We start from the raw sequence: 25,367 nt of genomic DNA on the forward strand, positions 1-25,367 counted from the left end.
GTACTCCTGTCACTCGAACAGCGAGTGCCGCACGCCCGGCTCCTCCCGGCGGCGGGCGGCACGACGGCGCTGGATGACGACCAGGTCGACCACGGCCACCGCGGCCAGGATCGCGCAGACGACGCCCAGCCAGGCCAGGTCGGCAGCGAACGCTAACACCGCGAGGACGGTCATCACGACCAAGCCGAACAGGGCCAGCACGAGGCGCAGGTTGAGCGCGCTGTTCGCGTGGCCGACCGTGCCTCGGGCACGGCGGGGCTGTGATCGGGTCATTCCTCCCGGCTACCCCGGCTCGGCCGGGGCTAACCGGGAGCACCCGGGTGACCCGGCGAGGCCGGTGATCCCGGACACGGAACGGGTACGTGGCGGATGCGACCACCGGCCGGGCGCGTTGGATCGTGCTGCCGGACCCGGCGGAGATCCCGCGGCGGTGGAGAGGAAGGCATGACCACGATGCAGGCCGGACCCGTGACCGTCGCCGTGTCCCGGCGCGCAGACCCGGCGCGTACCGGGGAGGTGGTGGCGTGGATGCGGGCCGGCACGGCGCTCGCGGAGAGCTTCCCCGGATTCCTGGGCGCCGGCTTCGTGCGCAGCGCGCCCGGTTCCGGCGAATGGCACGTGATGTACCGCTTCGCCGACGCGGACACGTTGCACGGCTGGGAGGACTCCCCGCAGCGGCACTGGTGGCTAGGTTCCGCGCAGGGCATCGTGGAGCACACCCGCGTCGAGCGCCGCACCGGCATCGAGGGCTGGTTCGACGCGCCGGTGGACCACGTGGTGGAGACGTTCGGCGAGTCCGATCCGGTGCCGCCGGCGACGCCGCCGCGCTGGAAGCAGGCGGTCACCATCTGGCTGGCGTTCTTCCCGCTCAGTCTCACCGCCACGCTGCTGACCGCCCGGTTCGCCGCCGGGGTGCCGCTCGCCGGCCGGACGCTGCTGATGACGCTCGTCCTCACCCCGCTGATGACCTATCTGGTGCTGCCCCGGATCACCCGGGCGCTGCACTGGTGGCTGCACGGTCGGCCGGCGCCCTGGCGCCGCTGAGGCCGTTCATCACCCACCCATGTGAACGACAGGTTTCGATGCAAGAAGACCGACACACCTTCCGTGCCGGCGGTCGAGGCGCATAGGGTCGATCCGCCCCTGCGTGCCGCCGGAGGTGAGGACCGCATGCCGCGACGGTGGATCGCCGCGCTCGCCTGCCTCGCCGCGCTGGTCGCGCTCGCGTGCGACGGCTCCGGCTCGGCCTCGCCCCGCCCCACCGAGTCGTCCCGTCCGGGCGCGCCGCGGGTGCTGACCGCGCTCGGCGACTCGGTCAGCACCGGCTTCGGCTCCTGCCTGGTGCTGGTGAGCTGCGAGCGCAACTCCTGGTCGACCGGGGACGGCCTGCGGGTGGAGAGCCTCTACCGGCGGCTGCGCGCGGACGCGCCGACGCTGCGGGCGGACAACCGGGCGGTGCCCGGCGCCCGCGCGGCCGGGCTCGCCGACCAGGCCCGGGCCGCCGTGCGCGACCGGGCCGACCTGGTCACCGTGCTGATCGGGGCGAACGACGTGTGCCGTGACGACGTCGACGCGATGACGCCGGTGGCCACGTTCCGGGACCAGGTCGACGCCGCGCTCGCCGTGCTGCGCAAGGGCCGGCCCAAGGCGCGGGTGCTGGTGGTCAGCATCCCGGACCTGCACCGGCTCTGGGAGATCGGGCACACCGAGCCGCGCGCCGTGCGGGCCTGGAAGCGGGGCGTCTGCCCGGCGCTGCTGGCCGACGCCACGTCGACCGCGCCCGCCGCGACGGCCCGCCGGGCCCGCGTGCAGGACCGCATCGAGGCGTACGACGACCAGCTGCGCGCCGCCTGCCGGGCGTACGGGTCGCGCTGCCGCTGGGACGGCGGCGCGGTGCACCGCCACCGGTTCACGCTGGACCAGGTGAACGCGCTGGACTGGTTCCACCCGAACGCGGCCGGTCAGAGCCGGCTCGCCGAGGTGGCCTGGCGTGCCTCCGGCTGGGCCCGCGACTGAGCCCGGCAGTCAGGGTTGCCGCGGGCCGGTCGGCGCCGGCGGCGACCGGTCAGGGCCGGCGCGGGCCGGGGAGCTGGCGGGGGCTGCGGTAGAGCGCCCGGGCCCGGTCGGCCAGCTCCTTCGTGGCCGAGGAGTTGGCCCAGGTGCCGAGGATGATCGCGGCGCCGGGGACGACCTTGGCGAACATCCGCTTCGCCGCGCGCACCCCGGCCATCCGGGCCAGCCGGACGCCGAGCTGGAGCATCACCCGACCGAGCGCGCGGTCGCCGGCGGAGCCGAACAGCGCGCCGGCCCGCTCCCGGCCGGCGGCCACACCCAGCGCCAGCCGGGCGGTCTCGGCCGCCTTGTGCACCCGCTGCAACACCAGCAGGTCGGTGGCCCGGTCGGGGTGGGTCGGGTCGGCGCCGTAGGCGGCCGCCACGTGCAGCACCAACCGGGCCTGGGTCCAGGCCAGCACGCCCACGTCGATCACCGCACCGGGCAGCCCGGCCGCCCCGGAGACCGCGCCGGAGAGCCGGGCGTGGTTGACGAACTTGCGAACCGCGGTGTCGGCAAGCTGCTCGGGCGCCGCGTCCGGTCGCTGGGCCCGTTCCCGGGCCGCCCACTGCGCGGCCTCCGGGCCGAGCCGGCGCACCGCCTCCAGGGCCAGGTGCTCCGGCGCGTACTGCGGGTCGTCGCGCATCCGGTCCCACAGCGTGGCCGGGGGGCCTTCCGGCGTCTCGACCGGCGGGACCGGGGCGGCGGGGACGGTGGACTCCCCGTCGGCGGGGGCGGGGTCGGTCACGGGACGCTCCGGGTTCGTGCGGGGGTGGACGGGCCGGTCAGCGGCGGCGCGTCGAGGACAGGCGGGTGGCGAGCTGCCGCAGCCGCTCCTGGTTCTGCGGCTTGGCCATCTCGCGCCGGCCCCGGTCGACCAGCTGCTGGCCGCGCGGCGACCGCAGGAAGGTGGTGATCCGTTGCATCAGCGACATGGCGTCCTCCAGTCCGCGGTTCCCCGTCATGTGTACCTGGAACCGGCAACCTCCTGGTACCCGAACCGGCGTCCCGGCAACCGTCCACTGCGGTCAGCCGAGGATCTCGGCCACCACCTGCCCCGCGTTCCACTCGTGCTGCGCGTAGGCGTCCGGGAACGCCGAGATCTGCACCGCCTGGGCGGCGACGGACAGCGGCAGGTCCTGCCAGCCGGGGATCTGCTCCAGCGCGGACAGGAACGCCCTGGTCGCATACTCCGGGTCCATCAGCTCCTCGACGGTGCCCCAGCCGCTGCTGGGCCGCTGCTGGAACAGGCCGACCGAGTCGTGGTCCCAGCCGACGGCCTGGTGCGGGTAGTTCTGCGACTCGGGCAGCACGCCGCTGGCGTAGTTGAGCAGGGTGCTCTCCTGCATCGCGGTGGCCACCGCGATGACCAGCGCGCGGCGCGGCACGCCCATCTCCTTGCCGGCCCGCACGATCCTGGTGGCGTTGTCCATCTGGGTGCGGTTCAGGCCGGCGACCGGGACGATCCGGCGCGGCTTCGGCTTCGGCTTGACCGTGGCCTTCGGCTTCGGCTCCGGCGTGGCGGTCGGGGACGGGCTGGCGCTCGGGGTGGCCGGCGCGGTGGTGGATCGGGCCAGGCTGCGCGAGGCGGCGTCGAGCGCCGCGCGCTCGGCGACCTCCGCCGCGGGGGCCGGCCGGGCGGCACGGTCGGTGGCACCGGAGCCGACCTGGCTGACGCCGACCAGGCCGAGGCAGCAGGCCGTGCCGGCGGCGACCACCAGCCTGGTGCGGCGGTTCACCGAACCCCACGGGCGGGTACGTCGGGGGCCGGCGGCCCCCGGCGCGGAAGCGGTCGTCCGGTCGGTGGAGCGGGTACCGTTTGTCTGGTCGATGGAGGGGGCATCGTCCGAACGGTCAGCTGGGCGGCCGGGGGCGTTCGGGTCGTCGAGGGTGCCGTCGTCACGCATTCGACGAGGCTAGGCAGGGCAAACCGGGATCACCCAGGCCCAAAGGGTGGCCCTCGCCACACTTCGCCCCGGATCAGGCGGACATCGCGGGAGGCGGCCCCCCAACCGGGCGTCGACCTCGCGGAACGGTCGAACCTCCGGTCCGCCGCGCGGCCGGTCCACCCGGGCAGGAACGTCGCAGCCGCGCCAGGCGCGACCGTTGATCCACTAACTCGCCCTTTCGGTCGACGTGCGTTGGACCGAACGACCCGGGGCGTGGCCGAATCGTGATCACCATCCGGGCACCGGACGGGTCCGTAACGGAATGGACCACGTCCCCCGGTACGTTTGCCGAATCGGGGACGCCGCCGCGCGACGCTCCCCGTACGCGTCGACAGGGAGGACCCACCGGTGCTCGACCCACACGAGCTCTACGAACTCACCGACGAGCTGCCCGACCTCGGTCAGCCGGTGCTGATCCAGGCGCTCACCGGCTTCGTCGACGCGGGCAGCGCCACCCGGCTAGCCCGGGAGCAGCTGCTCACCTCGTTGGACGCCCGGACGATCGCCCGGTTCGACGTCGACCAGATGTTCGACTACCGCTCCCGCCGGCCGGTGATGACCTTCGTCGAGGACCACTGGGCCGAGTACGACGCGCCGGAACTCGCGCTGCACCTGCTGCACGACGACGACGAGACGCCGTTCCTCCTGCTCACCGGCCCCGAGCCGGACCTGCAGTGGGAACGCTTCGTGGCCGCGGTCGCCGGGCTGTCGGCCCGCCTCGACGTCCGGCTCACGGTCGGGCTCAACTCGATCCCGATGGCCGTGCCGCACACCCGGCCCAGCGGCGTCACCGCGCACGCCACCCGGCCGGAGCTGATCGCCGGGCACGAGCCGTGGCTGCAGAAGGTCCAGGTGCCGGCCAGCGTCGGGCACCTGCTGGAATACCGGCTCGGCGAGCAGGGGCACGACGCCCTGGGCTTCGCCGCGCACGTGCCGCACTACGTCGCCCAGACCGAATACCCGGCCGCCGCGGAGGCGCTGCTCGCCGCCGTGTCCAAGGGCACCGGGTTGCTGCTGCCGCGCGACGGCCTGCGCACCGCGGCCGAGGCGATCCGGGTGGAGATCGACCGTCAGGTGGCCCAGACCGAGGAGGCCGCCACGCTGGTCCAGGCGCTGGAGGAGCAGTACGACGCGTTCGCCCGCGGGCGTGGCGAGAAGAATCTGCTCGCCGCCGAGACCGGCCCGCTGCCCACCGCCGACGAGCTGGGCGCCGAACTGGAGCGCTTCCTCGCCGAGCAGAGCCACCCGGGCGACACCCCGGAACGCTGAGCGGGCGGGGCCGACCGGGATGCGGCAGGCTGGAGGCATGCGCCTGGCGACCTGGAACGTCAACTCGGTGAAGGCCCGCCTGCCCCGACTGCTCGACTGGCTGGCCAGCACGCGGCCCGACGTCGTCTGCCTGCAGGAGACGAAGTGCCCGGACGGGGCGTTCCCCGTCGCCGAGGTGGGCGAGCTGGGCTACGCGGTGGCCAGCCACAGCGACGGCCGGTGGAACGGCGTGGCGGTGCTGTCCCGGGTCGGGCTGGCCGACGTGGTGGTCGGCTTCCCCGGCGAACCCGGGTTCCCCGCGCCGGAGGCCCGGGCCATCTCCGCCACCTGCGACGGCCTGCGGGTCTGGTCGGTGTACGTGCCGAACGGCCGCGCCCCGGACGACCCGCACTACGCCTACAAGCTGGCCTGGTTGGCGGCGCTGCGCGACGCGCTGGAGCCCGAGGCGACCGCCGCCCTCCCGCTCGCGGTCTGCGGCGACTTCAACGTGGCGCCGACCGACGCCGACGTCTGGGATCCGGCGTTGTTCGCCACCTCCACCCACGTCACGCCGGCCGAACGGGTCGCCCTGGCCGCGCTGCGCGACCTGGGGCTCACCGACGTGGTGCCGACCCCGATGAAGGGGCCGCACCCGTACACCTACTGGGACTACCGGGCCGGGATGTTCCACCAGAACAAGGGCATGCGGATCGACCTGGTGTACGCCACCGCGCCGTTCGCGGACGCGGTCCGCGCCGCGTACGTGGATCGGGAGGCCCGCAAGGGCAAGGGGCCCTCCGACCACGCCCCGATCGTGGTCGACGCCGATCTGGTGCCGACCGTCGAGGCGCTCTGAGTCCCCGTAGGGTGGACGGCATGGCAGTCGTGAAGATCAACGCGATCGACGTCCCACCCGGCGCCGGCGAGGAGTTGGAGAAGCGGTTCGCCGCCCGGGCCGGCGCGGTGGAGAACTCGCCCGGCTTCCTCGGCTTCGAGCTGCTGCGCCCGGTCGCCGGAGAGACCCGCTACTTCGTCTACACCAGGTGGGAGACCGAAGAGGACTACCAGGCGTGGGCGCAGGGCCCGTCCCGCGCCGCGCACGCCGGCGGCGAGCAGCGCCAGCCGGTGGCCACCGGCGCGACGCTCCTGGAGTTCGAGGTGGCCCTCCAGGTCCCCACCGCTCCATGATCGACACCACGGTGCCGACGTGGCGGCAGCACCCCCACCCGGACCACACCACCTCCCCGTGATGGCGGTCAGCGCGTGGGCGTCTCGGCGAGAGAGGCGAAGACGATCACATTGTCCTCGTAGCCGGTGCGACCGCCGAGCCACGTGCCGCCGCAGGTGATCAGCCGCAGCTCCGCCGGGCCTGAGTCGCCGTAGACCCGGGCGGCGGGCAGGTTCGCCTTGTCGAAGTACTCGACGCTGTCGACCTTGAAGCTCACCACGCTGCGGTCCGCGCGGGTCACCTGGATCCGCGCCCCCGGCTTGAGTTCGCGCAGCCGGTAGAACACCGCCGGCCCGCTCTTGGTGTCGACGTGCCCCACGATGATCGCCCGGCCGGGCTCCCCCGGCACCGCACCCCGGTCGTACCAGCCGGTCTGGTCGGTCTCGGTCAGCGGCGGCACGTCCACCGAACCGTCCCGCGCCCGACCGACCGGGGTGACCGGCGCGGCCACCTTGATGGCCGGCACCGACAGGCGGACCGGCAGGCTGGCCGGCTTCCGGGCCGGGGCGGCGGACGAGGCCGGCGGGGGCGCCACCGCGCTCGACCCGGCCGACGCGTCGGCGACGTCGAACGGCCCGGCGGTGCGGCCGAGTCCGGCCCCGACGGCGAACACGCCGAGCAGCACCAGCACCACGGCCATCGGTTTCGACCAGGGGCCCCGCCGCCGGTCCCGTCCCGGCGGCCCAGCCGGAGGCGGCGCCGGGACGGGACCGGCGGGCGGCGGGCCGGCGGGCCGGGCCCGGACGGCCGGCGCACCCGCCGGCGGCAGTTGCCAGGGACGCGACGCGGCCGGCGGCGGCAACCAGGGCCGCGAGCCGGACGGCGGGGCGTGCGCCGACCGCGAGTCGGCGGGCGGACTCCACGGAGCCGAGCCGGCGGGCGGCGGCGCGTCGGCAGGCGGGGAGACGGCCGGTCGAGAGCGGGAGGGTGGGGAGGCGGCCGGGGGCAGCGCGAGGAAGGGCCAGCCGGAGCGCCGGGAGCCGGCCGGCGGCGGGGCGGAGTAGTCGGCCATGGCGTGTCTCAGGGCCGGGCGGCGCCGGAGTTGCGGCGGGACGCGGCCACGCCGAGCCCGGCGCCGACCACGGTCAACGCCAGCCCGACCGGCACCAGCAGGCCGCCGAGGCCGGGCCCGGCGGTGCCGCCGAAGCCGGTGGCCGGACCCCGGCTGGGAAAGTGGCTCGGCGGCCGGGTGTGCTGCCCCTGTTTGACCACCTGGAGCATGGTGGACGCCGTCTCACCGCCCGGGCATTCGAGCTTGACCCGGTAGTTGCCGGGCCGGGTGCGTTCGTTGACCATCGGCGAGGCGGTGAGCAGGCCGCGTTGCGGCTGCACCTGGATCTTGCCGAAGGCGTCCGAGCCCACGATCGCCGGCACCGAGTTGTCGCGGCAACTGGCCCGGATGCCGACCAGGTAGCCGGGCTCCACGGTGCTCGGGGTGACCTCCACGAAGATCACGTCGGCGGGGGGCTGCGCCGGTGCCGGCTCGGCCCCGGCCGGCACGGCGCCGAGCAGCGGGGCGGCACCCGCGGCAACCGCCGCCAGCAGCGCCGCACGTCCCCTGACTGACCCCATGACCCCTCCCGGCGTACGGGATGAATCCTCTCACCCCCGGCCGCACCGCACATCCGATCGGCGCGTCGGTCGCGTAGGCTCGGGTCGCTGTGACCACCACCGACGTCCCCACCGCCCGCATCCGCACCTTCCATCCGCGTCGCGGGCGGATGAGCGAGCGGCAGCGCGACGCGCTGACCCGGCTCTGGCCCGCGTACGGCCTGGAGATCGCCGCCCTCGACGGGCCGTGCGATCCGACGGCGCTGTTCGGACGGCGGGCGCCGCTGGTGCTGGAGATCGGCTCCGGCATGGGCGACGCCACCGCCGCCATGGCGGCGGCCGACCCGAGCCGACACTATCTGGCGGTCGAGGTGCACACGCCGGGAATCGCCAACCTGCTGGAGCTGGTGCAGCGGCACCGGCTGGACAACGTGCGGGTGGCCGAGGGCGACGCGCTGGACCTGGTCCGGGCCATGCCGGAGGGCTGCCTGGACGCGGTGCACGTCTACTTCCCGGACCCGTGGCCGAAGACCCGCCACCACAAGCGGCGGATCATCCAACCGGCGCACGTGGCGCTGCTGCGCTCCCGGCTGGCGCCCGGCGGCACGCTGCACTGCGCCACCGACTGGGCCGAGTACGCGGAGTCGATGCGCCGGACGCTCACCGCCGACCCGGAACTGGTCGACGTGCACGAGGGCTACGCGCCGCGGCCGGCGCACCGGCCGGTGACCAAGTTCGAACGCCGGGCGCGGACCGCCGGCCGGGAGGTGTTCGACCTGATCCACCGGCGGCGCTGAACCCGGTTGGCGCGGCGGGGAGTGATCCAGGCACGATGGGAGCCGCCATGACTCTCACCGCCGCGCTGCCCAAGACCGCCGACCCCGACACCCTCTACGACGCGTTCGCCTCCTGGGCGTCCGACCGCGGTCTCGACCTCTATCCCCACCAGGAGGAGGCGGTCATCGAGATCGTCTCCGGCGCGAACGTGATCATGAATACGCCGACCGGTTCGGGCAAGAGCCTGGTGGCGATCGCGGCGCACTTCGCGGCGCTGGCCGATGACCGGACGAGCTTCTACACCGCGCCGATCAAGGCGCTGGTGTCGGAGAAGTTCTTCGCGCTCTGCGAGGTCTTCGGCGCGGAGAACGTCGGCATGCTGACCGGTGACGCCAGCGTCAACGCCGACGCCCCGATCATCTGCTGCACCGCCGAGATCCTGGCCAACCTGGCGCTGCGGGAGGGTCGCCGGGCCGACGTCGGCCAGGTGATCATGGACGAGTTCCACTTCTATGCCGAGCCGGACCGCGGCTGGGCCTGGCAGGTGCCGCTGATCGAGCTGCCGCAGGCCCAGTTCGTGCTGATGTCCGCGACGCTCGGCGACACCACCCGCTTCGTCGGCGACCTGACCCGGCGCACCGGGCGGGCGACCGCCGTCGTCCGCTCGGCCGAGCGGCCGGTCCCGCTCCTCTTCTCGTACGTGACCACGCCGCTGCACGAGACGCTCGAAGAGCTGCTGGAGACGAAGCAGGCCCCGGTGTACGTGGTGCACTTCACCCAGGCGGCGGCGCTGGAGCGGGCGCAGGCGCTGATGAGCGTGAACGTCTGCACCCGGGCCGAGAAGGACATGATTGCCACCGCGATCGGCAACTTCCGGTTCACCTCGGGCTTCGGCAAGACGCTGTCCCGGCTCGTGCGGCACGGCATCGGCGTGCACCACGCCGGCATGCTCCCGAAATACCGCCGACTGGTGGAGACACTCGCCCAGGCCGGCCTGCTCAAGGTCATCTGCGGCACCGACACGCTCGGCGTCGGCATCAACGTGCCCATCCGCACCGTGCTGTTCACCGGCCTCTCGAAGTACGACGGGGTGCGGACGCGCCTGCTGAAGGCCCGCGAGTTCCACCAGATCGCCGGCCGGGCCGGGCGGGCCGGGTTCGACACCATCGGCCGGGTCGTGGTGCAGGCCCCCGAGCACGTGATCGAGAACGAGAAGGCGCTGGCCAAGGCCGGCGACGACCCGAAGAAGCGCCGCAAGGTGGTGAAGAAGAAGCCGCCGGAGGGCTCCATCGGCTGGGGCGAGCCGACGTTCCAGCGTCTCGTCGAGGCGGAGCCGGAGCCGCTCACCTCCAGCTTCCAGGTCAGCCACTCGATGCTGCTCAACGTGATCGGCCGGCCCGGCGACGCGTTCGCCTCGATGCGGCACCTGCTCACCGACAACCACGAGGACCCGGCCGCCCAGCGCCGGCACATCCGCCGGGCCATCGCCATCTACCGGGCGCTGCGCGCCGGCGGCGTGGTCGAGGAGCTGCCCGAGCCGGACGAGGCCGGCCGGCGGGTCCGCCTCACCGTCGACCTCCAGCTCGACTTCGCGCTCAACCAGCCGCTGTCGCCGCTCGCGCTGGCCGCGATCGAGCTGCTCGACCGGGAGTCCCCGTCGTACGCGCTGGACGTGCTCAGCGTGATCGAGGCGATCCTGGACAACCCGCGGCAGATCCTGTCCGCGCAGCAGTTCAAGGCGCGCGGCGAGGCGGTCGCCGCGATGAAGGCCGAGGGCATCGAGTACGAGGCGCGGCTGGAGCTGCTCGACGAGGTGACCTGGCCGCAGCCGCTCGCCGAGCTGCTGGCCGGGGCGTACGAGATGTACCGGCAGGGCCACCCGTGGGTCGCCGACCACGAGTTGGCCCCGAAGTCCGTGGTCCGGGACATGTACGAGCGGGCCATGACCTTCCCGGAGTACGTCCAGTTCTACGGGCTGTCCCGGTCCGAGGGCCTGGTGCTGCGTTATCTCGCCGACGCGTACAAGACGCTGCGGCAGACCGTGCCGGAGGACGCCAAGACCGAGGAGTTGGTGGACCTCATCGAGTGGCTGGGTGAGCTGGTCCGCCAGGTCGACTCCAGCCTGATCGACGAGTGGGAGCGGCTACGCAACCCGTCCGACGTGGCCGAGGTCGCCGCCTCGCTGGACGACCGGCCGCCGGCGGTCACCCGCAACGCGCGGGCGTTCCGGGTGCTGGTGCGCAACGCGCTGTTCCGCCGGGTCGAGCTGGCCGCCCTGCGCCGCTGGGACCTGCTCGGCGAGCTGGACGCCGCCGACGGCTGGCACGCCGACGCGTGGGCGGACGCGCTGGAGCCGTACTTCGACGCGTACGACTCGATCGGGGTGGGGCCGGACGCGCGCGGGCCGGCGCTGCTGATGATCGAGCAGGGCCGACAGCGGTGGACCGTACGCCAGATCTTCGACGACCCGGACGGCGACCACGACTGGGGCATCAGCGCCGAGGTGGACCTCGCCGCGTCGGACGAGGTGGGCGCGGCGGTCGTCCGGGTCACCGACGTCGGCCAGCTCTGACCCGGACAGTCGTGACGTTCGCCCGGCTGTCTCGTTGTCCCAGGAGCGAAGGCGCCGCCGACGGGGGCGTGCCCGTCGGTCGGTGAGGAGCGAGCCAGGTGCGAGTCAGACGGCAGTTGACGGATCTGCTGATCCGGCGTGGCCCGCGTCTCGTCGCCCTGGCCGGGTCGGTGCGCCTGAGCATGCGGCACCGGACCCGCTGCCGGGTCCGGTACGACCACGGCGACTGGATCTTCCGCTACCCGGAGGGGACGGTGGTCAACACGTCGCTCATGCACACCCCGCCCGCCGCCGAGGACCGGATCGTGGCGGACCTCTTCCTGCACGGCTACCGCCCCCGCCCGGGGGACACGGTGCTGGACCTCGGTGCCGGCGTCGGCGGTGAGGTGCGCCTGTTCTCCCGCCTGGTGGGTCCGCACGGGCGGGTGGTGGCGGTGGAGGGCCATCCCCGCACGTTCCGCTGCCTGCGCCGCGCGGTCGCGCTGAACGGGCTGGCGAACGTCACGCTCGTGCCGTGCGCGGTCGTCGACGAGCCGGGGACGGTGCGCCTGGACGAGCACGACCAGACGCACCTGCGCAACGCGCTGACCCGTGACGGGAGGGGCGGGGTCGAGGTGCCGGGGCGCACCCTGGCCGAGATCATGTCGACGCTCGACCTGGATCGTGTCGACCTGCTCAAGATGAACATCGAGGGTGCGGAACTGCCGGCGCTGCGCGGTTCGTCGGACGCCCTGCGGCACGTCCGTAACCTTGCCGTCTCCTGTCACGACTTCCTGGCCGACGGGCCGGGCCGGGAGTGGCAGCGCACCTTCGAGGGCGTCACCGAGGTGCTGCGCGAGGCCGGTTTCACGATCCGCACCCGTCCCGACGATCCCCGGCCGTGGGTGCCCTACTACGTGTACGCGTCCCGCCCGGCGCTGGTGGGTCACCAGCAGTAGGGCCGGCCGGTTCCCACGTTCCGGGCGGTGTCGCCGGGAACGTGCGCCATCCGCACGCGCAAGTCCGCCGACACCCTGGGCGATGTCAGACCCGTCGATTAGAATGTATGTACTAATCGAGCTGTTGACCTGGGAGGATGCTCGTGACTGCGCCCACCTCCGCCGCCCCTGTCACCCCCTACGCCACCCTTCTCGGGTTCACCCGCTACGTGGACCGCACCGGCCCCACGAAGGCCACGTTCGTCGGCGGCCTGCGCCGCCAGCGGGCCAGTCGGCACGGCTTCAACCCGCACGGCCAGTTCGTCAAGGCACTCAAGGCCGACGTCGCGTTCCACACCGGAGGCACCCACCTGGCCCAGGTGGCCGACGTGGTCAAGCCGCGCTGGCGACCGCTCTACGAGGCGCTGGTGCCGGGCGCGACCCGCTGGCTGCGTTCGCTCGGCGAGCCGGCCGGCGTCGACCTGGCCCAGACCCGCGACGCCCTCGCGATGCTGGGCGACCTGCCCGTCAAGGTCAACCCCCAGTTCGGGGTGCGCTACGCCGACGGGCGGGCCGAGGCGATCCGGCTGCACTTCGACGAGACGCCGCCCAGTGTGGAGGCCACCCTGGCCACCCTGCACCTGATGGCCCGGCACATGGACGCGGTGCTGCCGCATGCCGAGCCGGTGCTGGTCGACGTGCGCCGGGGCGAGGCGCACCGGATGCCGGCCGACGCCAAACCCGAGCAGATCGAGCAATGGCTGGCCGGCGAGGCCGCCGCCTTCCGCGCCATCTGGTCCACCGCCGCCTAACCCCCACCCGAGCTCATCCCGAGCGCGCTGATGCACGGAAAGAGTGGCTATCCGGGCCCGGATAGCCACTCTTTCCGTGAATGCGTAGGCCGGTGAGGGAGGGTTTTCCACAGGGGGTGCGGGGGTGGGAGGGAGCGGGAGAGGGTACGGGGGTGTCTCGTGATCCTCGTCGGCCGGCCGAACTCATCGGCAAGGTGTTCTTCGCGCGTGACGCGGTCAATCGAGGGCTGCTGACCAGGAACGACCTGCGTAGCAGCGCCTGGCAACACGTCTTCCACAACGTCTACGCCGATGCGGGCCTGGAGATTTCGCACGTCACCCGCTGCTGGGCCGCCGCTTCGTGGCTGTTGCCGCCAGGCTGTGCCCTCGCTGGCCGGTCAGCGGTCGCGCTGCTCGGCGGGCCACAGCCGCGCCCCGACGAACCCGTCGAAGTTCTGGTGGAGCCGTCGGCCCGCTTCGGACCGGTCGCTGGCCTCCGCATCCACGTGGCTCGGTGGGAAGAAGGTGAGGTGCTTCGGGTCGATCGGATGCCGGTGACGACCCCGACGCGCACCTGCTGGGATCTCGCCCGATGGTTGGACGTGGTGGAGGCGGTGGCACACGTCGACGCACTGGTCCACCGCGGGGCCGCCGATCAGGCAGCGTTGCAGGCATTTCTGGCACGACGTGGCAGAGCACGTGGTGCCCGGCGTTTCGAGGAGGCGCTGCACCTCGTCGACGGCGGTGCGGAGTCCCTGCCGGAGTCCCGCCTCCGAGTGCGGCTGGTCCGCGCGGGTCTTCCCCGGCCGGTGACCCAACACGTCATCTCGCGAAACGGGCGTTTCGTGGCGCGGGTGGACCTCGCGTGGCCGGCGCTGAAGGTGGCCGTCGAATATGACGGGCTCTGGCATCACGACATCGATCAGTTCCACCGGGACCGCCGTCGCCTCAATCAAATCCTGGGCGACGACTGGATCGTCCTGCACGTGACCAGCCGCCGCCTGGCCGAGGACTTCGACGGCATCCTGTCCGAGATACGAACCGCCCTGATCACTCGTCGTCCCCGCTGACACACACCATGCGCGCGTTCACGGAAAGAGTGGCTATCCAGGGCAGAACAGCCACTCTTTCCGTGAATCAGCACGCCAGGGGGTGGGGGGGGTGGGGGGTGGGGGTCAGGGGGTTACGTGCTTTTTCAGGTCGTCGAGGATCTTGTTGGCGGCGGTGACGCCGATGCCGGTCATCCACGTCTCGTCGGAGACCACGTGCGCCTTGCCCGCCTTGACCGCGGACAGGCCCTGCCAGAGGCGCCCGGCGGTGACCTTCGCCTGCTCGCCGGCGGCCTTCTCGCCGTACGCGGTCACGAACACCACGTCGCCGTCGACCTCGTTCACCCGCTCGGCGCTGACCAGGTCGAACCGCTTGTCCTCCTGCTCGGCGAGGCGCTGCCGCTCGGGGCGCCCCAGGCCGGTGTCGCCCACGACGATGCCGGAGAACGACTCCGGGCCGTACACCCGGATGTTGCCCGGGATGAAGCGCACGATGGAGATCTTCCGCGCGGAGGCGTCGCCGAGCGTCGCGCCGAAGTCCTTCGCCCGCTTCTCGTACCCGGCCAGCAGGTCCTTGGCCTGCTGCTCCTTGCCGAGCGCCGCGCCGTCGAGGAGGAAGTTCTCCTTCCAGGTGACGCCCACCTTCTCGGTGAACACGGTCGGCGCGATGGCGGACAGCTCGTCGTAGAACTTCTCCTGGCGGAACTTGCTGCCGAGGATCAGGTCCGGCTTGAGCGCGTTGATCGCCTCCAGGTCGGGCTCGGTGAGCACCCCGACCTCGGTGATGCCGGCGAGCCTGTCCGCGCCGAAATAGGTGGGCCAGCTCCGCGCCTCACCTGCGGTGGCCGCGCCGACCGGGGTGACGCCCAGCGACAGCGCGGTGTCGATCTTGTCGGTGTCGAGCACCACCACACGCTTCGGCTCGGCGGGCACCCTGGTGGCGCCCATGGCGTGGGTGACCTCCCGGGTCTCCCCGGTGCCGGCGCCGGCGACCGGGTCGCTCTCCCCGCAGGCGGTGAGGCCGACGCCGAGGGCGAGGGCGGTGGTGAGTACGGCGGCGAGGCGACGCATCGGGTTCCTTTCGGTGGTGCGGGTGCGGGTCGGCGCGCTCAGGCGTCGCCGACGGGTGCGCCGGCCGGAGCCGGCGTGTCGGCCGGAGCGGCCGAGGTCTGGGTCTTGCCGGCCGGGGCCGGGCTCTGGGTGCGGGCGGGCACCACCAGCGGGGCGCCGGTGACCGGGCAGGGCACGACCACGCAGTCGAGCCCGAAGACGTCGCGGACCAGGCCGGCATCGAGGATCGCGCGCGGCGGTCCGGCGGCGACCACCGCGCCGTCGCGCATGGCGACGAGGTGGTCGGCGTACCGGGCGGCCTGGTTGAGGTCGTGCAGCACGGCCACCACGGTCCGGCCCCGCTCGGCGCGCAGCCGGTGCAGCAGGTCCAGCACCTCCACCTGGTGGGCCAGGTCGAGGAAGGTGGTCGGCTCGTCGAGCAGCAGCGCGTCGGTGTCCTGGGCGAGGGTCATCGCGATCCACACCCGCTGGCGCTGCCCGCCGGAGAGCGTGTCCACCGCGCGGTCGGCCAGCCCGGTCACGTCGGCCAGCCGCAGCGCCTCGTCGACCGCCCGGCCGTCCTCGGCCGACCACTGCCGCCACCACCGCTGGTAAGGCTGCCGGCCGCGGCCGACCAGGTCGGCCACGGTGATCCCCTCCGGCACCAGCGGGCTCTGCGGCAGCACGCCGAGCCGCCGGGCCACGTCCCGGGTGGGCAGGTCGCGGATCTGCGCGCCGTCGAGCAGCACCGCGCCGCGGCGCGGGGTGAGCAGCCGGGCCATGGTGCGCAGCAGGGTGGACTTGCCGCAGGCGTTCGGGCCGACGATCACGGTGAACGCGTCGGCCGGCAGGTCGAGCGCCAACCCGTCCAGCACGGTCCGGCTCTCGTAGCCGACGACCAGGTCGCGGGTGGACAGCAGTGCGGTCACGACCGCCTCCCTCGGGTGCGCAGCAGCACGAAGATCAGGTACGGGCCGCCGATGGCCGCGGTCAGCACGCCGGCCGGCAGTTGGGTGGGCGCGAACAGGCGGCGACCGGCCAGGTCGGCGAGCACCAGCAGCAGCGCGCCCAGCAGCGCGGCGCAGAGCATCGGTGGGCGCTCGGCGCGGACCAGCCGGCGGGCCACCTGCGGGGCGACGAGCGCCACGAAGTCCACGGCGCCGACCTGGGCGGTGACCGCGGCGGCGGCGAGCACGCCGGTGCCGGCCAGGGCGATCCGGCGGGCCACCGGGCGCAGCCCGATCCCCCGCGCGGTGTCGTCGTCCAGGGCGGAACTGCGCAGCGCCCAGCCGGCCCAGAGCAGCACCGGCAGCAGCGCGACGAGGGTGCCGGCGATCCAGGCCGCCTCGGTCCACCCCTTGCCGGCGAGCGTGCCGATCAGCCAGAGCTGGGCGCGCAGGCCGTCGATCGGGTCGGCGGTGAGCATGACCACCTCGATCAGCGCCCGGAACGCGAACGCCACCGCCACGCCGGCCAGCACGAACCGCTGCGCGGCCAGTCCGTGGCGGGCGCCGAGCGCGAACACCAGCACGGCGGCGGCCAGGCCGCCGAGCAGCGCCGCCGGCGCCACCAGCACGACCGCCGCGCCGCCGGTCAACGCGATGGTGGCGGCCAGCCCGGCGCCCTGGGTGACGCCGATGACGTCGGGGCTGGCCAGCGGGTTGCGGGCCACGCTCTGGACCAGCGTGCCGGCCACGCCGAACGCCGCCCCGGCCAGCGCCGCGAGCACCGCGCGGGGCAGGCGCAGGTCGCGCACCACGAGGTCGTACGGCGTGCCGGCGCCGGAGAGCGACCGCAGCACGTCGACCGGCGCCACGTAGGGCGTCCCCAACGACAGGCTGACCACCACCGCCGCGAGCAGCAGCACCAGCAGCACCCCCGCCGCGACCACCGGCCGCCACCGGAACGGCACCGCCACCGCCCCCACGCGCAGCAGCGCCCTCCCCGCCAGTGCCCCACCCCGCTCCCGGCTGCCGCGATCGTGCACGGATGGCCCCTCGAACGGGGTATCTGCCCGGTTCGCCAGGGCAGCAACTGCACGATCACGGGAGGAGGGGGTGGGGGTGGTCATGCGGTGACCACCTTGGCTCGGTGGACCAGGACGGCGAGCAGGGGGGCACCGAGCAGGGCGGTGACGATGCCGGCGGGGATCTCGCCGGGCGGGGCGACCAGGCGGCCGGTCACGTCGGCGGCGAGCACCAGGGCGGGGCCGAGCAGCGCGGCGACCAGCATGCTCCACCGGTGGTCGGCGCCGACCAGCGCCCGGGCCAGGTGCGGCACGGCCAGCCCGACGAAGGCGATCGGGCCGGCGGCGGCCACCGCGGCGCCGGTGAGCAGCACGCCCCCGCCGCCGGCGGCCAGCCGGATCAGGGTGACCCGGTGCCCCAGCCCGCGGGCGAGGTCGTCGCCGAGGGCGAGCGCGTCCAGGCCCCGGGCGGCGAGCGTGGCCAGCAGCACCCCGGCCAGCACGAACGGGAGCACCTGCCCGGCCACGCCCACGTCCCGGCCGGTGAGCCCGCCGACCACCCAGAAGCGGTACTCCTCGAACGTGCGGGTGTCGATGCTGAGCAGCGCGTACACGATCGCGCCGAGACCGGCGTCGAGGGCGGCGCCGACCAGCGCGAGGGTGACCGGGCTGGCGCCCTCGCGGGTGCGGTTGGCCACGGCGAACGCCAGCAGCCCGGCGAACAGCGCGCCGGCGATGCCGAACCAGACGTACCCGGCGAGCGTGCTCACGCCGAACACGGCGATGGCCAGCACCACGCCGAAGGACGCGCCGGCGCTGACGCCGAGGATGCGCGGCTCGGCCAGCGGGTTGCGGGTGACCGCCTGGAAGAGCACCCCGGCCAGCGCCAGCGCGAGGCCGACGACCAGCCCGAGGGCGGTACGCGGCACCCGCAGCTCGCGGACGACCGTGGTGGCGTCGCCGGCGTCCGGCGCGACCAGGGCGTGCCACACCTCGTCGACCGGGAGGTGGCGGCTGCCGAGCGCCAGGCTGGCCAGCAGCGCGAGCAGGAGCAGGAGCGCCGCCGCCAGGGTGACCGCCACGCGGCGGGGCGCGCCGCGACGGGCGGGGGCGTCGGCCCGGGCGGGCCGGACGGCGACGGTGGTCACGGGGGTGTTCGCCTTCCGATTAGGTTCGCCTTACCTTAGCTGATCAGGTAAGGCACACCTAACTCGGCGATGTCGATGGGCTTGCGCCTCCACCGGGGGAGCGACGCGCGTCAGTCCTCCGCGGACTGGCGGCTCCCGGGCACCACCGGCTGCGGCCACACCCCGGTGCGCGGGACGGCCGGCACCTCGACCTGGTGGTCCGACCAGACGTACGTCTCGGGCAGCAGGTCGGCCACCGGCACCGTGCGCAACCCGTCCGGCGGCCCGACGATCACCCGGATCGACGGGAAGTAGTCGAGCAGCACCTGCCGGCAGCGCCCGCAGGGCGGGATCACCCCCCGGCCCCGGTCCCCCACCGCGACGATCGACTCCAACTCGCCGGCGCCCTGGGTGGCCGCCGCGCCGAGCGCCACCACCTCGGCGCACGGACCACCGGTGAAGTGATAGACGTTGACGCCGCTGAACACCCGGCCGTCGGTGCTGCGCACGGCGGCCGCCACGGTGTGGTTGTCGCTGCGGCAGCGGAGCTTGGCGACGGCGGTGGCGGCCTGCACGAGCGCCCGGTCGGTGTCCCGCATGATCATCCCCGTCCTCGTCGACCTCGTCGGCGGCAACCCTATCCGGGCCGGACGCTCCGACCTGGGACGGCACGCCAACGGACGGTAACCCGGGGGCGGTCCGCCGCGCGGCTGCCTATCCTTGGCGACGACATGCAGAATCCAGCCGTACCCGCCGCTGCCGACACCGCCCGCGACCTGCACCACCGCCTCGCCGCCCTGATGTTCCGCGACCAGCGCCGCCTCCGGCGGCAGCTCGACGGCGTGCGGCGGCTGCGCGACCCGCAGCGGCGGGATGCGGCGCTGGCCGAGGTCGCGACCGAGGTCACCCGTGCCGAGGCGCGGCTGGCGGCCCGGCGGGCCGCCGTGCCGGCGATCACCTATCCGGCGCAACTGCCGGTCAGCGAGCGCAAGGACGACATCGCCGCCGCGATCCGCGAGCACCAGGTGGTGATCGTGGCCGGCGAGACCGGCTCCGGCAAGACCACCCAGCTACCCAAGATCTGCCTGGAGCTGGGCCGTGGCGTCTCCGGTCTGATCGGGCACACCCAGCCCCGGCGGCTGGCCGCCCGGACGGTCGCCGACCGGATCGCTGAGGAACTCGGCACCGAGCTGGGCGGCGTGGTCGGCTACAAGGTGCGCTTCAGCGACCAGGTGGGCGACACCAGCCTGGTCAAGCTGATGACCGACGGCATCCTGCTGGCCGAGTTGCAGACCGACCGGATGCTCCGGCAGTACGACACATTGATCATCGACGAGGCGCACGAGCGCAGCCTCAACATCGACTTCATCCTCGGCTACCTGCGGCAGTTGCTCCCCCGCCGGCCCGACCTCAAGGTGGTCATCACCTCGGCGACCATCGAGACCGACCGGTTCGCGCGGCACTTCGCCGACGCCGACGGCAACCCGGCGCCGGTGGTCGAGGTGTCCGGGCGCACCTACCCGGTGGAGGTCCGCTACCGGCCGCTGGTCGAGGTCACCGAGGCCGACGAGGAGGACGAGGCCGACGAGGAGAACGTCCGGGACCAGATCCAGGCCATCGGCGACGCGGTCGAGGAACTGGCCGCCGAGGGTCCCGGCGACATCCTGGTCTTCCTCAGCGGCGAACGGGAGATCCGGGACACCGCCGACGCGCTGGGCAAGCTGGTGCAGAACAAGCGGTCCCTGCTCGGCACCGAGATCCTGCCGCTGTTCGCCCGGCTCTCCACCGCCGAGCAGCACCGGGTCTTCGCCGCGCACGACAACCGCCGGGTGGTGCTCGCCACGAACGTCGCGGAGACCTCGCTGACCGTGCCCGGCATCAAGTACGTGGTGGACCCGGGCACCGCGAGGATCTCCCGCTACTCCAGCCGGCTCAAGGTGCAGCGGCTGCCCATCGAGCCGGTCTCCCAGGCCAGCGCCAACCAGCGCAAGGGCCGCTGCGGGCGCACCTCCGACGGCATCTGCGTCCGCCTCTACGACGAGGCCGACTTCGACTCGCGGCCGGAGTTCACCGACCCGGAGATCCTGCGCACCAACCTGGCGTCGGTCATCCTCCAGATGACAGCCATCGGGCTCGGCGACGTGGCCGCGTTCCCGTTCATCGACCCGCCGGACCGGCGCAACGTCACCGACGGCGTGAACCTGCTGCACGAGCTGGGCGCGCTCGACCCGGCCGAGACGGACCCGGCGAAACGGCTCACCGCGCTGGGCCGGCGGCTGGCCCAGCTCCCGGTCGACCCCCGGCTGGCCCGGATGGTCCTCGAAGGGGAACGCAACGGCTGCGCGACCGACGTCGTGGTGATCGCCGCCGCGCTGTCCATCCAGGACCCGCGCGAACGCCCGGCCGACAAGCAGGCCCAGGCCGACCAGGCGCACGCCCGGTTCGCCGACTCCGAGTCCGACTTCGTCGCGTACCTGAACCTGTGGCGTCACCTGCGGGAGAAGCAGCGGGAGCTGTCGTCCGGCGCCTTCCGCCGGATGTGCAAGGCCGAATACCTCAACTACCTTCGCGTACGCGAGTGGCAGGACATCGTCGGCCAGTTGCGCCAGGTCCTGCGTACCCCGGACCAGGGTGACGGCCGGCGCGGCGCCGGCGCCGACCTGCCGGAGGAGATCGACACCCCGAAGGTGCACCAGTCGCTGCTGCCCGGCCTGCTGTCGCACCTCGGGCTCAAGGACGCGCAGAAACACGAATACCTGGGCGCGCGGGGCGCGAAGTTCGTGATCTTCCCCGGGTCCGCGTTGTTCAAGAAGCCGCCCCGTTGGGTGATGGCCGCCGAGCTGGTGGAGACCTCCCGCCTCTTCGGCCGGGTGGCCGGGCGGGTCGAGCCGGAATGGGTCGAGCCGCTGGCGCAGCATCTGGTCAAGCGCAGCTACAGCGAACCGCACTGGGAGAAGAAGCAGGCCGCGGTGATGGCCTACGAGAAGGTCACGCTCTACGGCATCCCGCTGGTCACCTCCCGCAAGGTCACCTTCGGGCGGATCGAGCCGGCGTTGAGCCGGGAGCTGTTCATCCGGCACGCCCTGGTCGAGGGCGACTGGCAGACCCACCACCAGTTCTGGCGGGACAACCAGAAGCTGCTCGCCGAGATCGAGGAGCTGGAGAACCGGGTCCGCCGGCGCGACATCCTGGTCGACGACGAGACCATCTTCGCCTTCTACGACCAGCGGATCCCCGCCGACGTGGTCTCCGGCCGGCACTTCGACGCCTGGTGGAAGAAGACCCGGCGGGAGCGGCCGGACCTGCTCACCTTCACCCGGGAGCTGCTGGTCAACGCCGGCCGGGGCGGGTTGACCGAGGAGGACTACCCGGACGAGTGGCGGGCCGACGGCGTCACGCTGCCGCTGACCTACACCTTCGACCCGACCGCTTCCACCGACGGCGTCACCGTGGACATCCCGCTGCCGCTGCTCAACCAGGTGCCGGCGGAGAGCTTCGACTGGCAGGTGCCCGGCCTGCGCGAGGATCTGGTGATCGCGCTGATCCGGTCGCTGCCCAAGCCCGTACGGCGCAACTTCGTCCCGGTGCCCGACTACGCGCGCGCGGCGCTGGCCGCGATGACGCCGGGCGAGGAGCCGCTGCTGGCCGCGCTGACCCGCCAGCTACGCCGGATGACCGGCGTGACGGTGCCGCCCGACGCCTGGGAACCGGGCAAGCTCCCGCCGCACCTGCGGGTCACCTTCCGGGTGCTCGGCGACGACGACAAACCGGTCGCCGAGGGCAAGGACCTGCCGGCGCTGCAACGCGAGCTGCGCCAGGAGGTACGCCAGGTCGTCGCCGCCGCCGCGCCGGACGTGGCCCGCAGCGGGCTGACCGGATGGTCGATCGGCACGCTGCCACGCACCATCGAGCAGATCCGCGCCGGTTTCGCGGTGACCGCCTACCCGGCGCTTGTCGACGAGGGCGCCACCGTCGGGGTGAAGGTGTTCGACTCGGCCGGGGAGCAGGAGGCCGCGCACTGGGCGGGCACCCGCCGGCTGCTGCGGCTGACCCTGCCGTCACCGGCGAAGTTCCTGCAGGGCCGGCTGAGCAACGAGGCGAAGCTGGCGCTGTCGCGCAACCCGCACGGCGGGGTGCCGGCGCTGATCGAGGACGCCACCGGGGCCGCCATCGACAAACTGGTGGCGGACGCGGGCGGCCCGGCCTGGGACGCCGACGGGTTCGCGGCGCTGCGGGAGCGGGTCCGCGCCGACCTGGTCGACACCGTGGTCGAGGTGATGGGCCGGGTGCGGCAGGTGCTGGCCGCCGCGTACGCGGTGGAGCAGCGACTCGGCGCGACCCGTGACCTGGCCGTGGTGGCCGCCCTGGCCGACGTCCGCGCCCAGCTCGGCGGCCTGGTGCACGCCGGATTCATCACCGAGGCCGGCTACGCCCGGTTGCCCGACCTGCTGCGCTACCTGACCGCGATCGAGCGCCGGCTGGACCGGCTGCCCGGCAACCCGCAGCGGGACAAGTCCCAGCAGGACCGGGTCGCGGTGGTGCAGAAGGAATACCGGGACATGCTGGCCGCGCTGCCCGCGGCGAAGCGGCAGTCGACGGCGGCGCGGCAGATCCGCTGGATGATCGAGGAGCTGCGAGTGAACGTGTTCGCGCAGGCCCTCGGCACCCCCTACCCGGTGTCGGAGCAGCGCATCTACCGCGCCATGGACGACGCCGAGGGTCGCTGACCGCCGCCGTCGCCCGCCGACGCGACCGCCGGGGCGGGCCGGGCGCCACGCAGCACCCGCCATCCGATCCGGGGCGCGAGCAGCCGGGTGGGCGGGTCGATCAGGTTGAGCACCCGCAGAAACGCGGCCCCGAGCACCGGATCGTCGGTGGCCGCGGCGTGCAGCCGGTGGACGTACGCGTTGACGAGCCGGACGGTCGGGGTGCGCCGGCCGGCCACCTCGGCGAACCGTAGGTCGGTCCCGACGGAGATGGACCAGGGCCCGTCGATGACCCGGGCCGCGCGGCGGAAGAACCGCCGGGCCAGCCGGTCCGGGCCACGGCGCAGCAGCGTACGCAGGAGCTGCGCCTCCAGCGCGGCGACGGTCATGCCCTGGCCGTACACCGGGTTGAAGCTGCACAGCGCGTCGCCGATGACCAGGAAGCCGGCCGGGAACCGGCGCAGCCGTTCGTACCGGCGACGCACACTCGCCGGATAGCGCATCCGGGCCGGCTCGCCGGCCGGGGTGGCAGTGCGCAGCAGCTCGGCGATCTGCGGGGCGGGGAGCGTCGCGGCGAAGGCGGCCATCCCGTGGTCGTCGGTGGGCGGTTGCTCGCCGAGCATGCCGCTGAGCGCCACCGCGAACCGGTCGCCCTCCTGCGGGGCGACGATCCCGCCCCGGGGCTGGCCGGGCATCGCGTTCGCCAGCGCGCCGAGCAGCCCGTCGAGTTGACCCGGCTCACGCCGGTAGGCGCGGGTCACATAGGTGATCCCGACGTCGACGCGCTCCTCGGGGGCGGGCCGGTAGCCCAGGTCGGCGAGCCAGTGGGGGCTGCGGCTGCCCCGGCCGCCGGCCTCCACCACCAGGTCGGCGGCGAGCGCGCCGACCCTGCCGTCGCCGGCGCGGGTGCGCACGCCGGTGACCCGGCGGCGGTCCTCGGTGGTGGTCAGGCCGGTCACCTCGACCTCGGTGACGATCCGCACCCCGGGCAGCGCGGCGACCCGCTCCCGGACGGCGTCCTCCAGCAACGGTCGGCTCATGCCGAACGCGTGCAACGTCGACGGCGCCCGGCGCATCCGGTGCCCGTCGTTGTACCAGTGCACCTCGCCGTGCAGGTCGACGGTCGGCGCTCCCCGGCGGGACAGCTCCGCGCCGAGCCCGGGGAACAGGTCCTCCAGCACCTGCCGGCCGCGGGCCAGCAACACGTGCAGCTGGCGACCCTGCGGGACGCCGCGGCGGGCCGCGGGCCCGGCCGGGAGGCCGTCGCGGTCCAGCAGGACCACCTCGGCGAACGTCTCGCTCAACGCCCGGGCGGCGAGCAGGCCGCCGATGCTCGCCCCGACCACCACGGCCCGTCCCACAGCTGTCATGGCGCTCACCGTAGGGAGACACCGGGCGCCGGTGCTTCTCCGGCCGTGCGCAGTTGCCGCGCTACAGCGGTTCGACGCCGGCGGGGAGCTGGGCGGCGGCGGTGGCGTCGTGGACGTACTCCAGGAGGATGCGGCGCAGCTCGCGGCCGGCGTGGGTCGGCACCACGTCGCGGCGGCGGGCCACCGCGATGGTCCGGCGGACGCCGGGCGGCACGAGCCGGGTGACCCGGATGCCCGCCCGGCGGGCCACCACGATGCCCGGCACCAGCGCGACGCCGAGGCCGGCCTCGACGAAGCTGAGCACGGCGTCCATCTCCCCGCCGTCGACCGACAGGCTCGGCTCGAAGCCGGCCGCCCGGCACGCCTGCAGGGTGGCGTCACGCAGGTCGTAGCCCTCCCGGAACATCACCAGCGGCTGGTCGCGCAGGTCGGTGATGCGCAGCTCGCCGTCGGCCGAGGCGCCGGGCAGCGGGTCCACCGACGCGACCACCAGGCTCTCGGCCAGGATCGGGTCGACGCGCAGCCCCGGGTCCGCGCCGCCGCCCGGCATGATGATCAGCGCCAGGTCGAGGTCGCCACGGAGCAGGTCGCGGACCAAGTCCTGCGAGCCGCCCTCCTCGACCCGCAGGTCGACGGTGGGGTGCGCGTCGCGGAACCGGCGCAGCACCGGGGGCGCCAGCGAGGTGGCCAGGCTGGGCGTCGCGCCCAGCCGGACCCGGCCGCGGCGCAGCCCGACCAGTTCCTGCACCTCGCGGGTGGCGGTGTCCACGTCGGCGAGGATCCGTTTGGCCAGCGGCAGCAGCACCTCGCCGGCTGCGGTGAGCGTGATGTTGCCCCTTACCCGCTCGAACAGCGGGGCCCCCAGGTCGGTCTCCAGGGCGTGAATTTGCTTACTCAACGACGGCTGGGTTATGCCGACCACGTCGGCCGCTTGGGTGAAATGTCGTACTTCTGCGACCGCGACGAAGTACCGGAGCTGATGGAGCTGCATCTCTATAGCCTACGGCTATCAAG

At 73.8% G+C, this 25,367-nt stretch carries 23 protein-coding genes and 1 pseudogene; 11 read left to right on the top strand and 13 right to left on the bottom strand.

Annotated elements, in window-relative coordinates; translation table 11 throughout:
- Positions 1–9: 9 nt before the first annotated feature.
- On the bottom strand, positions 10–273 hold the full coding sequence (locus tag AB0H28_RS22225; RefSeq protein WP_358043227.1) for a DUF6343 family protein: 264 nt from the start codon (positions 271–273) through the stop codon (positions 10–12).
- Between the two features lie 171 nt (positions 274–444).
- On the opposite strand from AB0H28_RS22225, the gene AB0H28_RS22230 reads away from it, so the two are divergent.
- Together AB0H28_RS22230 and AB0H28_RS22235 are read left to right on the top strand one after the other, a co-directional pair.
- Positions 445–1,044, top strand: a complete 600-nt coding sequence (locus tag AB0H28_RS22230) for an antibiotic biosynthesis monooxygenase (RefSeq protein ID WP_358043230.1) — start codon at positions 445–447, stop codon at positions 1,042–1,044.
- 126 nt (positions 1,045–1,170) lie between these two features.
- A complete protein-coding gene (locus tag AB0H28_RS22235) occupies positions 1,171–2,016 on the top strand; it encodes a GDSL-type esterase/lipase family protein (protein WP_358043233.1) in 846 nt (281 codons plus the stop codon).
- A gap of 49 nt (positions 2,017–2,065) precedes the next feature.
- On the opposite strand, the gene AB0H28_RS22240 is transcribed toward AB0H28_RS22235, so the two are convergent.
- The 3 genes from AB0H28_RS22240 to AB0H28_RS22250 form a co-directional block, all read right to left on the bottom strand.
- Complete coding sequence (locus tag AB0H28_RS22240) at positions 2,066–2,800, bottom strand: EcsC family protein (RefSeq protein WP_358043236.1); 735 nt, start codon at positions 2,798–2,800, stop codon at positions 2,066–2,068.
- Positions 2,801–2,837: 37 nt separating this feature from the next.
- A complete protein-coding gene (locus tag AB0H28_RS22245; protein WP_358043239.1) occupies positions 2,838–3,017 on the bottom strand; it encodes a hypothetical protein in 180 nt (59 codons plus the stop codon).
- 63 nt (positions 3,018–3,080) lie between these two features.
- Positions 3,081–3,959 (bottom strand): peptidase M23, encoded by an 879-nt coding sequence (locus tag AB0H28_RS22250; protein ID WP_358043242.1) that lies wholly within the window; start codon positions 3,957–3,959, stop codon positions 3,081–3,083.
- Between the two features lie 390 nt (positions 3,960–4,349).
- On the opposite strand from AB0H28_RS22250, the gene AB0H28_RS22255 reads away from it, so the two are divergent.
- Genes AB0H28_RS22255 through AB0H28_RS22265 form a run of 3 tightly spaced genes read left to right on the top strand, consistent with a single transcriptional unit; the run spans position 4,350 to position 6,437 of the window.
- Complete coding sequence (locus AB0H28_RS22255) at positions 4,350–5,270, top strand: PAC2 family protein (protein ID WP_358043245.1); 921 nt, start codon at positions 4,350–4,352, stop codon at positions 5,268–5,270.
- Positions 5,271–5,307: 37 nt separating this feature from the next.
- The gene (locus tag AB0H28_RS22260; protein WP_358043249.1) at positions 5,308–6,105 is read left to right on the top strand and encodes an exodeoxyribonuclease III; all 798 of its coding nucleotides are present in this window, start codon (positions 5,308–5,310) and stop codon (positions 6,103–6,105) included.
- A 20-nt stretch (positions 6,106–6,125) separates the two neighbouring features.
- Entirely contained in the window at positions 6,126–6,437 is a 312-nt protein-coding gene (locus AB0H28_RS22265) for an antibiotic biosynthesis monooxygenase (RefSeq protein ID WP_358043252.1), read from the top strand.
- Between the two features lie 68 nt (positions 6,438–6,505).
- Here AB0H28_RS22265 and AB0H28_RS22270 read toward each other — a convergent pair.
- Both AB0H28_RS22270 and AB0H28_RS22275 read right to left on the bottom strand, forming a co-directional pair.
- Positions 6,506–7,141 (bottom strand): annotated as a pseudogene (locus AB0H28_RS22270) (class F sortase); the annotation flags it as partial.
- A gap of 356 nt (positions 7,142–7,497) precedes the next feature.
- Positions 7,498–8,049: a hypothetical protein gene (locus AB0H28_RS22275; RefSeq protein WP_358043255.1), complete on the bottom strand. Its 552-nt coding sequence runs from the start codon at positions 8,047–8,049 to the stop codon at positions 7,498–7,500.
- Between the two features lie 149 nt (positions 8,050–8,198).
- Between AB0H28_RS22275 and trmB the strand changes: the two genes are divergently transcribed.
- From trmB to AB0H28_RS22300, 5 genes are all read left to right on the top strand, one after another.
- Positions 8,199–8,825, top strand: a complete 627-nt coding sequence (gene trmB, locus AB0H28_RS22280; RefSeq protein ID WP_358043463.1) for a tRNA (guanosine(46)-N7)-methyltransferase TrmB — start codon at positions 8,199–8,201, stop codon at positions 8,823–8,825.
- 47 nt (positions 8,826–8,872) lie between these two features.
- A complete protein-coding gene (locus tag AB0H28_RS22285; protein ID WP_358043258.1) occupies positions 8,873–11,377 on the top strand; it encodes a DUF3516 domain-containing protein in 2,505 nt (834 codons plus the stop codon).
- Positions 11,378–11,475: 98 nt separating this feature from the next.
- Positions 11,476–12,315 (top strand): FkbM family methyltransferase, encoded by an 840-nt coding sequence (locus tag AB0H28_RS22290; RefSeq protein ID WP_358043261.1) that lies wholly within the window; start codon positions 11,476–11,478, stop codon positions 12,313–12,315.
- Between the two features lie 143 nt (positions 12,316–12,458).
- On the top strand, positions 12,459–13,106 hold the full coding sequence (locus AB0H28_RS22295) for a hypothetical protein (protein ID WP_358043264.1): 648 nt from the start codon (positions 12,459–12,461) through the stop codon (positions 13,104–13,106).
- 152 nt (positions 13,107–13,258) lie between these two features.
- A complete protein-coding gene (locus tag AB0H28_RS22300) occupies positions 13,259–14,155 on the top strand; it encodes a hypothetical protein (protein ID WP_358043267.1) in 897 nt (298 codons plus the stop codon).
- Positions 14,156–14,260: 105 nt separating this feature from the next.
- Here the strand turns inward: AB0H28_RS22300 and AB0H28_RS22305 are convergent, their stop codons facing one another.
- The 5 genes from AB0H28_RS22305 to AB0H28_RS22325 form a co-directional block, all read right to left on the bottom strand.
- A complete protein-coding gene (locus tag AB0H28_RS22305) occupies positions 14,261–15,205 on the bottom strand; it encodes an iron-siderophore ABC transporter substrate-binding protein (protein ID WP_358043269.1) in 945 nt (314 codons plus the stop codon).
- Positions 15,206–15,243: 38 nt separating this feature from the next.
- The gene (locus AB0H28_RS22310) at positions 15,244–16,113 is read right to left on the bottom strand and encodes an ABC transporter ATP-binding protein (protein ID WP_358043272.1); all 870 of its coding nucleotides are present in this window, start codon (positions 16,111–16,113) and stop codon (positions 15,244–15,246) included.
- Positions 16,110–17,171 carry an iron ABC transporter permease gene (locus AB0H28_RS22315; RefSeq protein WP_358043275.1) on the bottom strand — a complete coding sequence of 354 codons (1,062 nt, stop codon included), beginning with the start codon at positions 17,169–17,171 and terminating at the stop codon, positions 16,110–16,112. The genes AB0H28_RS22310 and AB0H28_RS22315 overlap by 4 nt, the downstream gene beginning before the upstream one ends.
- 80 nt (positions 17,172–17,251) lie before the next feature.
- Complete coding sequence (locus tag AB0H28_RS22320; RefSeq protein WP_358043278.1) at positions 17,252–18,298, bottom strand: iron ABC transporter permease; 1,047 nt, start codon at positions 18,296–18,298, stop codon at positions 17,252–17,254.
- A 110-nt stretch (positions 18,299–18,408) separates the two neighbouring features.
- Positions 18,409–18,876 carry a cytidine deaminase gene (locus tag AB0H28_RS22325; RefSeq protein ID WP_358043280.1) on the bottom strand — a complete coding sequence of 156 codons (468 nt, stop codon included), beginning with the start codon at positions 18,874–18,876 and terminating at the stop codon, positions 18,409–18,411.
- A 132-nt stretch (positions 18,877–19,008) separates the two neighbouring features.
- On the opposite strand from AB0H28_RS22325, the gene hrpA reads away from it, so the two are divergent.
- Positions 19,009–23,004: an ATP-dependent RNA helicase HrpA gene (hrpA, locus tag AB0H28_RS22330; protein WP_358043282.1), complete on the top strand. Its 3,996-nt coding sequence runs from the start codon at positions 19,009–19,011 to the stop codon at positions 23,002–23,004.
- On the opposite strand, the gene AB0H28_RS22335 is transcribed toward hrpA, so the two are convergent.
- Both AB0H28_RS22335 and AB0H28_RS22340 read right to left on the bottom strand, forming a co-directional pair.
- On the bottom strand, positions 22,971–24,353 hold the full coding sequence (locus tag AB0H28_RS22335) for an FAD-dependent oxidoreductase (RefSeq protein WP_358043285.1): 1,383 nt from the start codon (positions 24,351–24,353) through the stop codon (positions 22,971–22,973). The genes hrpA and AB0H28_RS22335 overlap by 34 nt on opposite strands.
- A 61-nt stretch (positions 24,354–24,414) precedes the next feature.
- Positions 24,415–25,350: a LysR family transcriptional regulator gene (locus tag AB0H28_RS22340; protein ID WP_358043466.1), complete on the bottom strand. Its 936-nt coding sequence runs from the start codon at positions 25,348–25,350 to the stop codon at positions 24,415–24,417.
- Between the last annotated feature and the right edge of the window lie 17 nt (positions 25,351–25,367).

It is taken from the genome of Micromonospora sp. NPDC050980, assembly GCF_040653835.1.
Lineage (GTDB): Bacteria > Actinomycetota > Actinomycetes > Mycobacteriales > Micromonosporaceae > Micromonospora.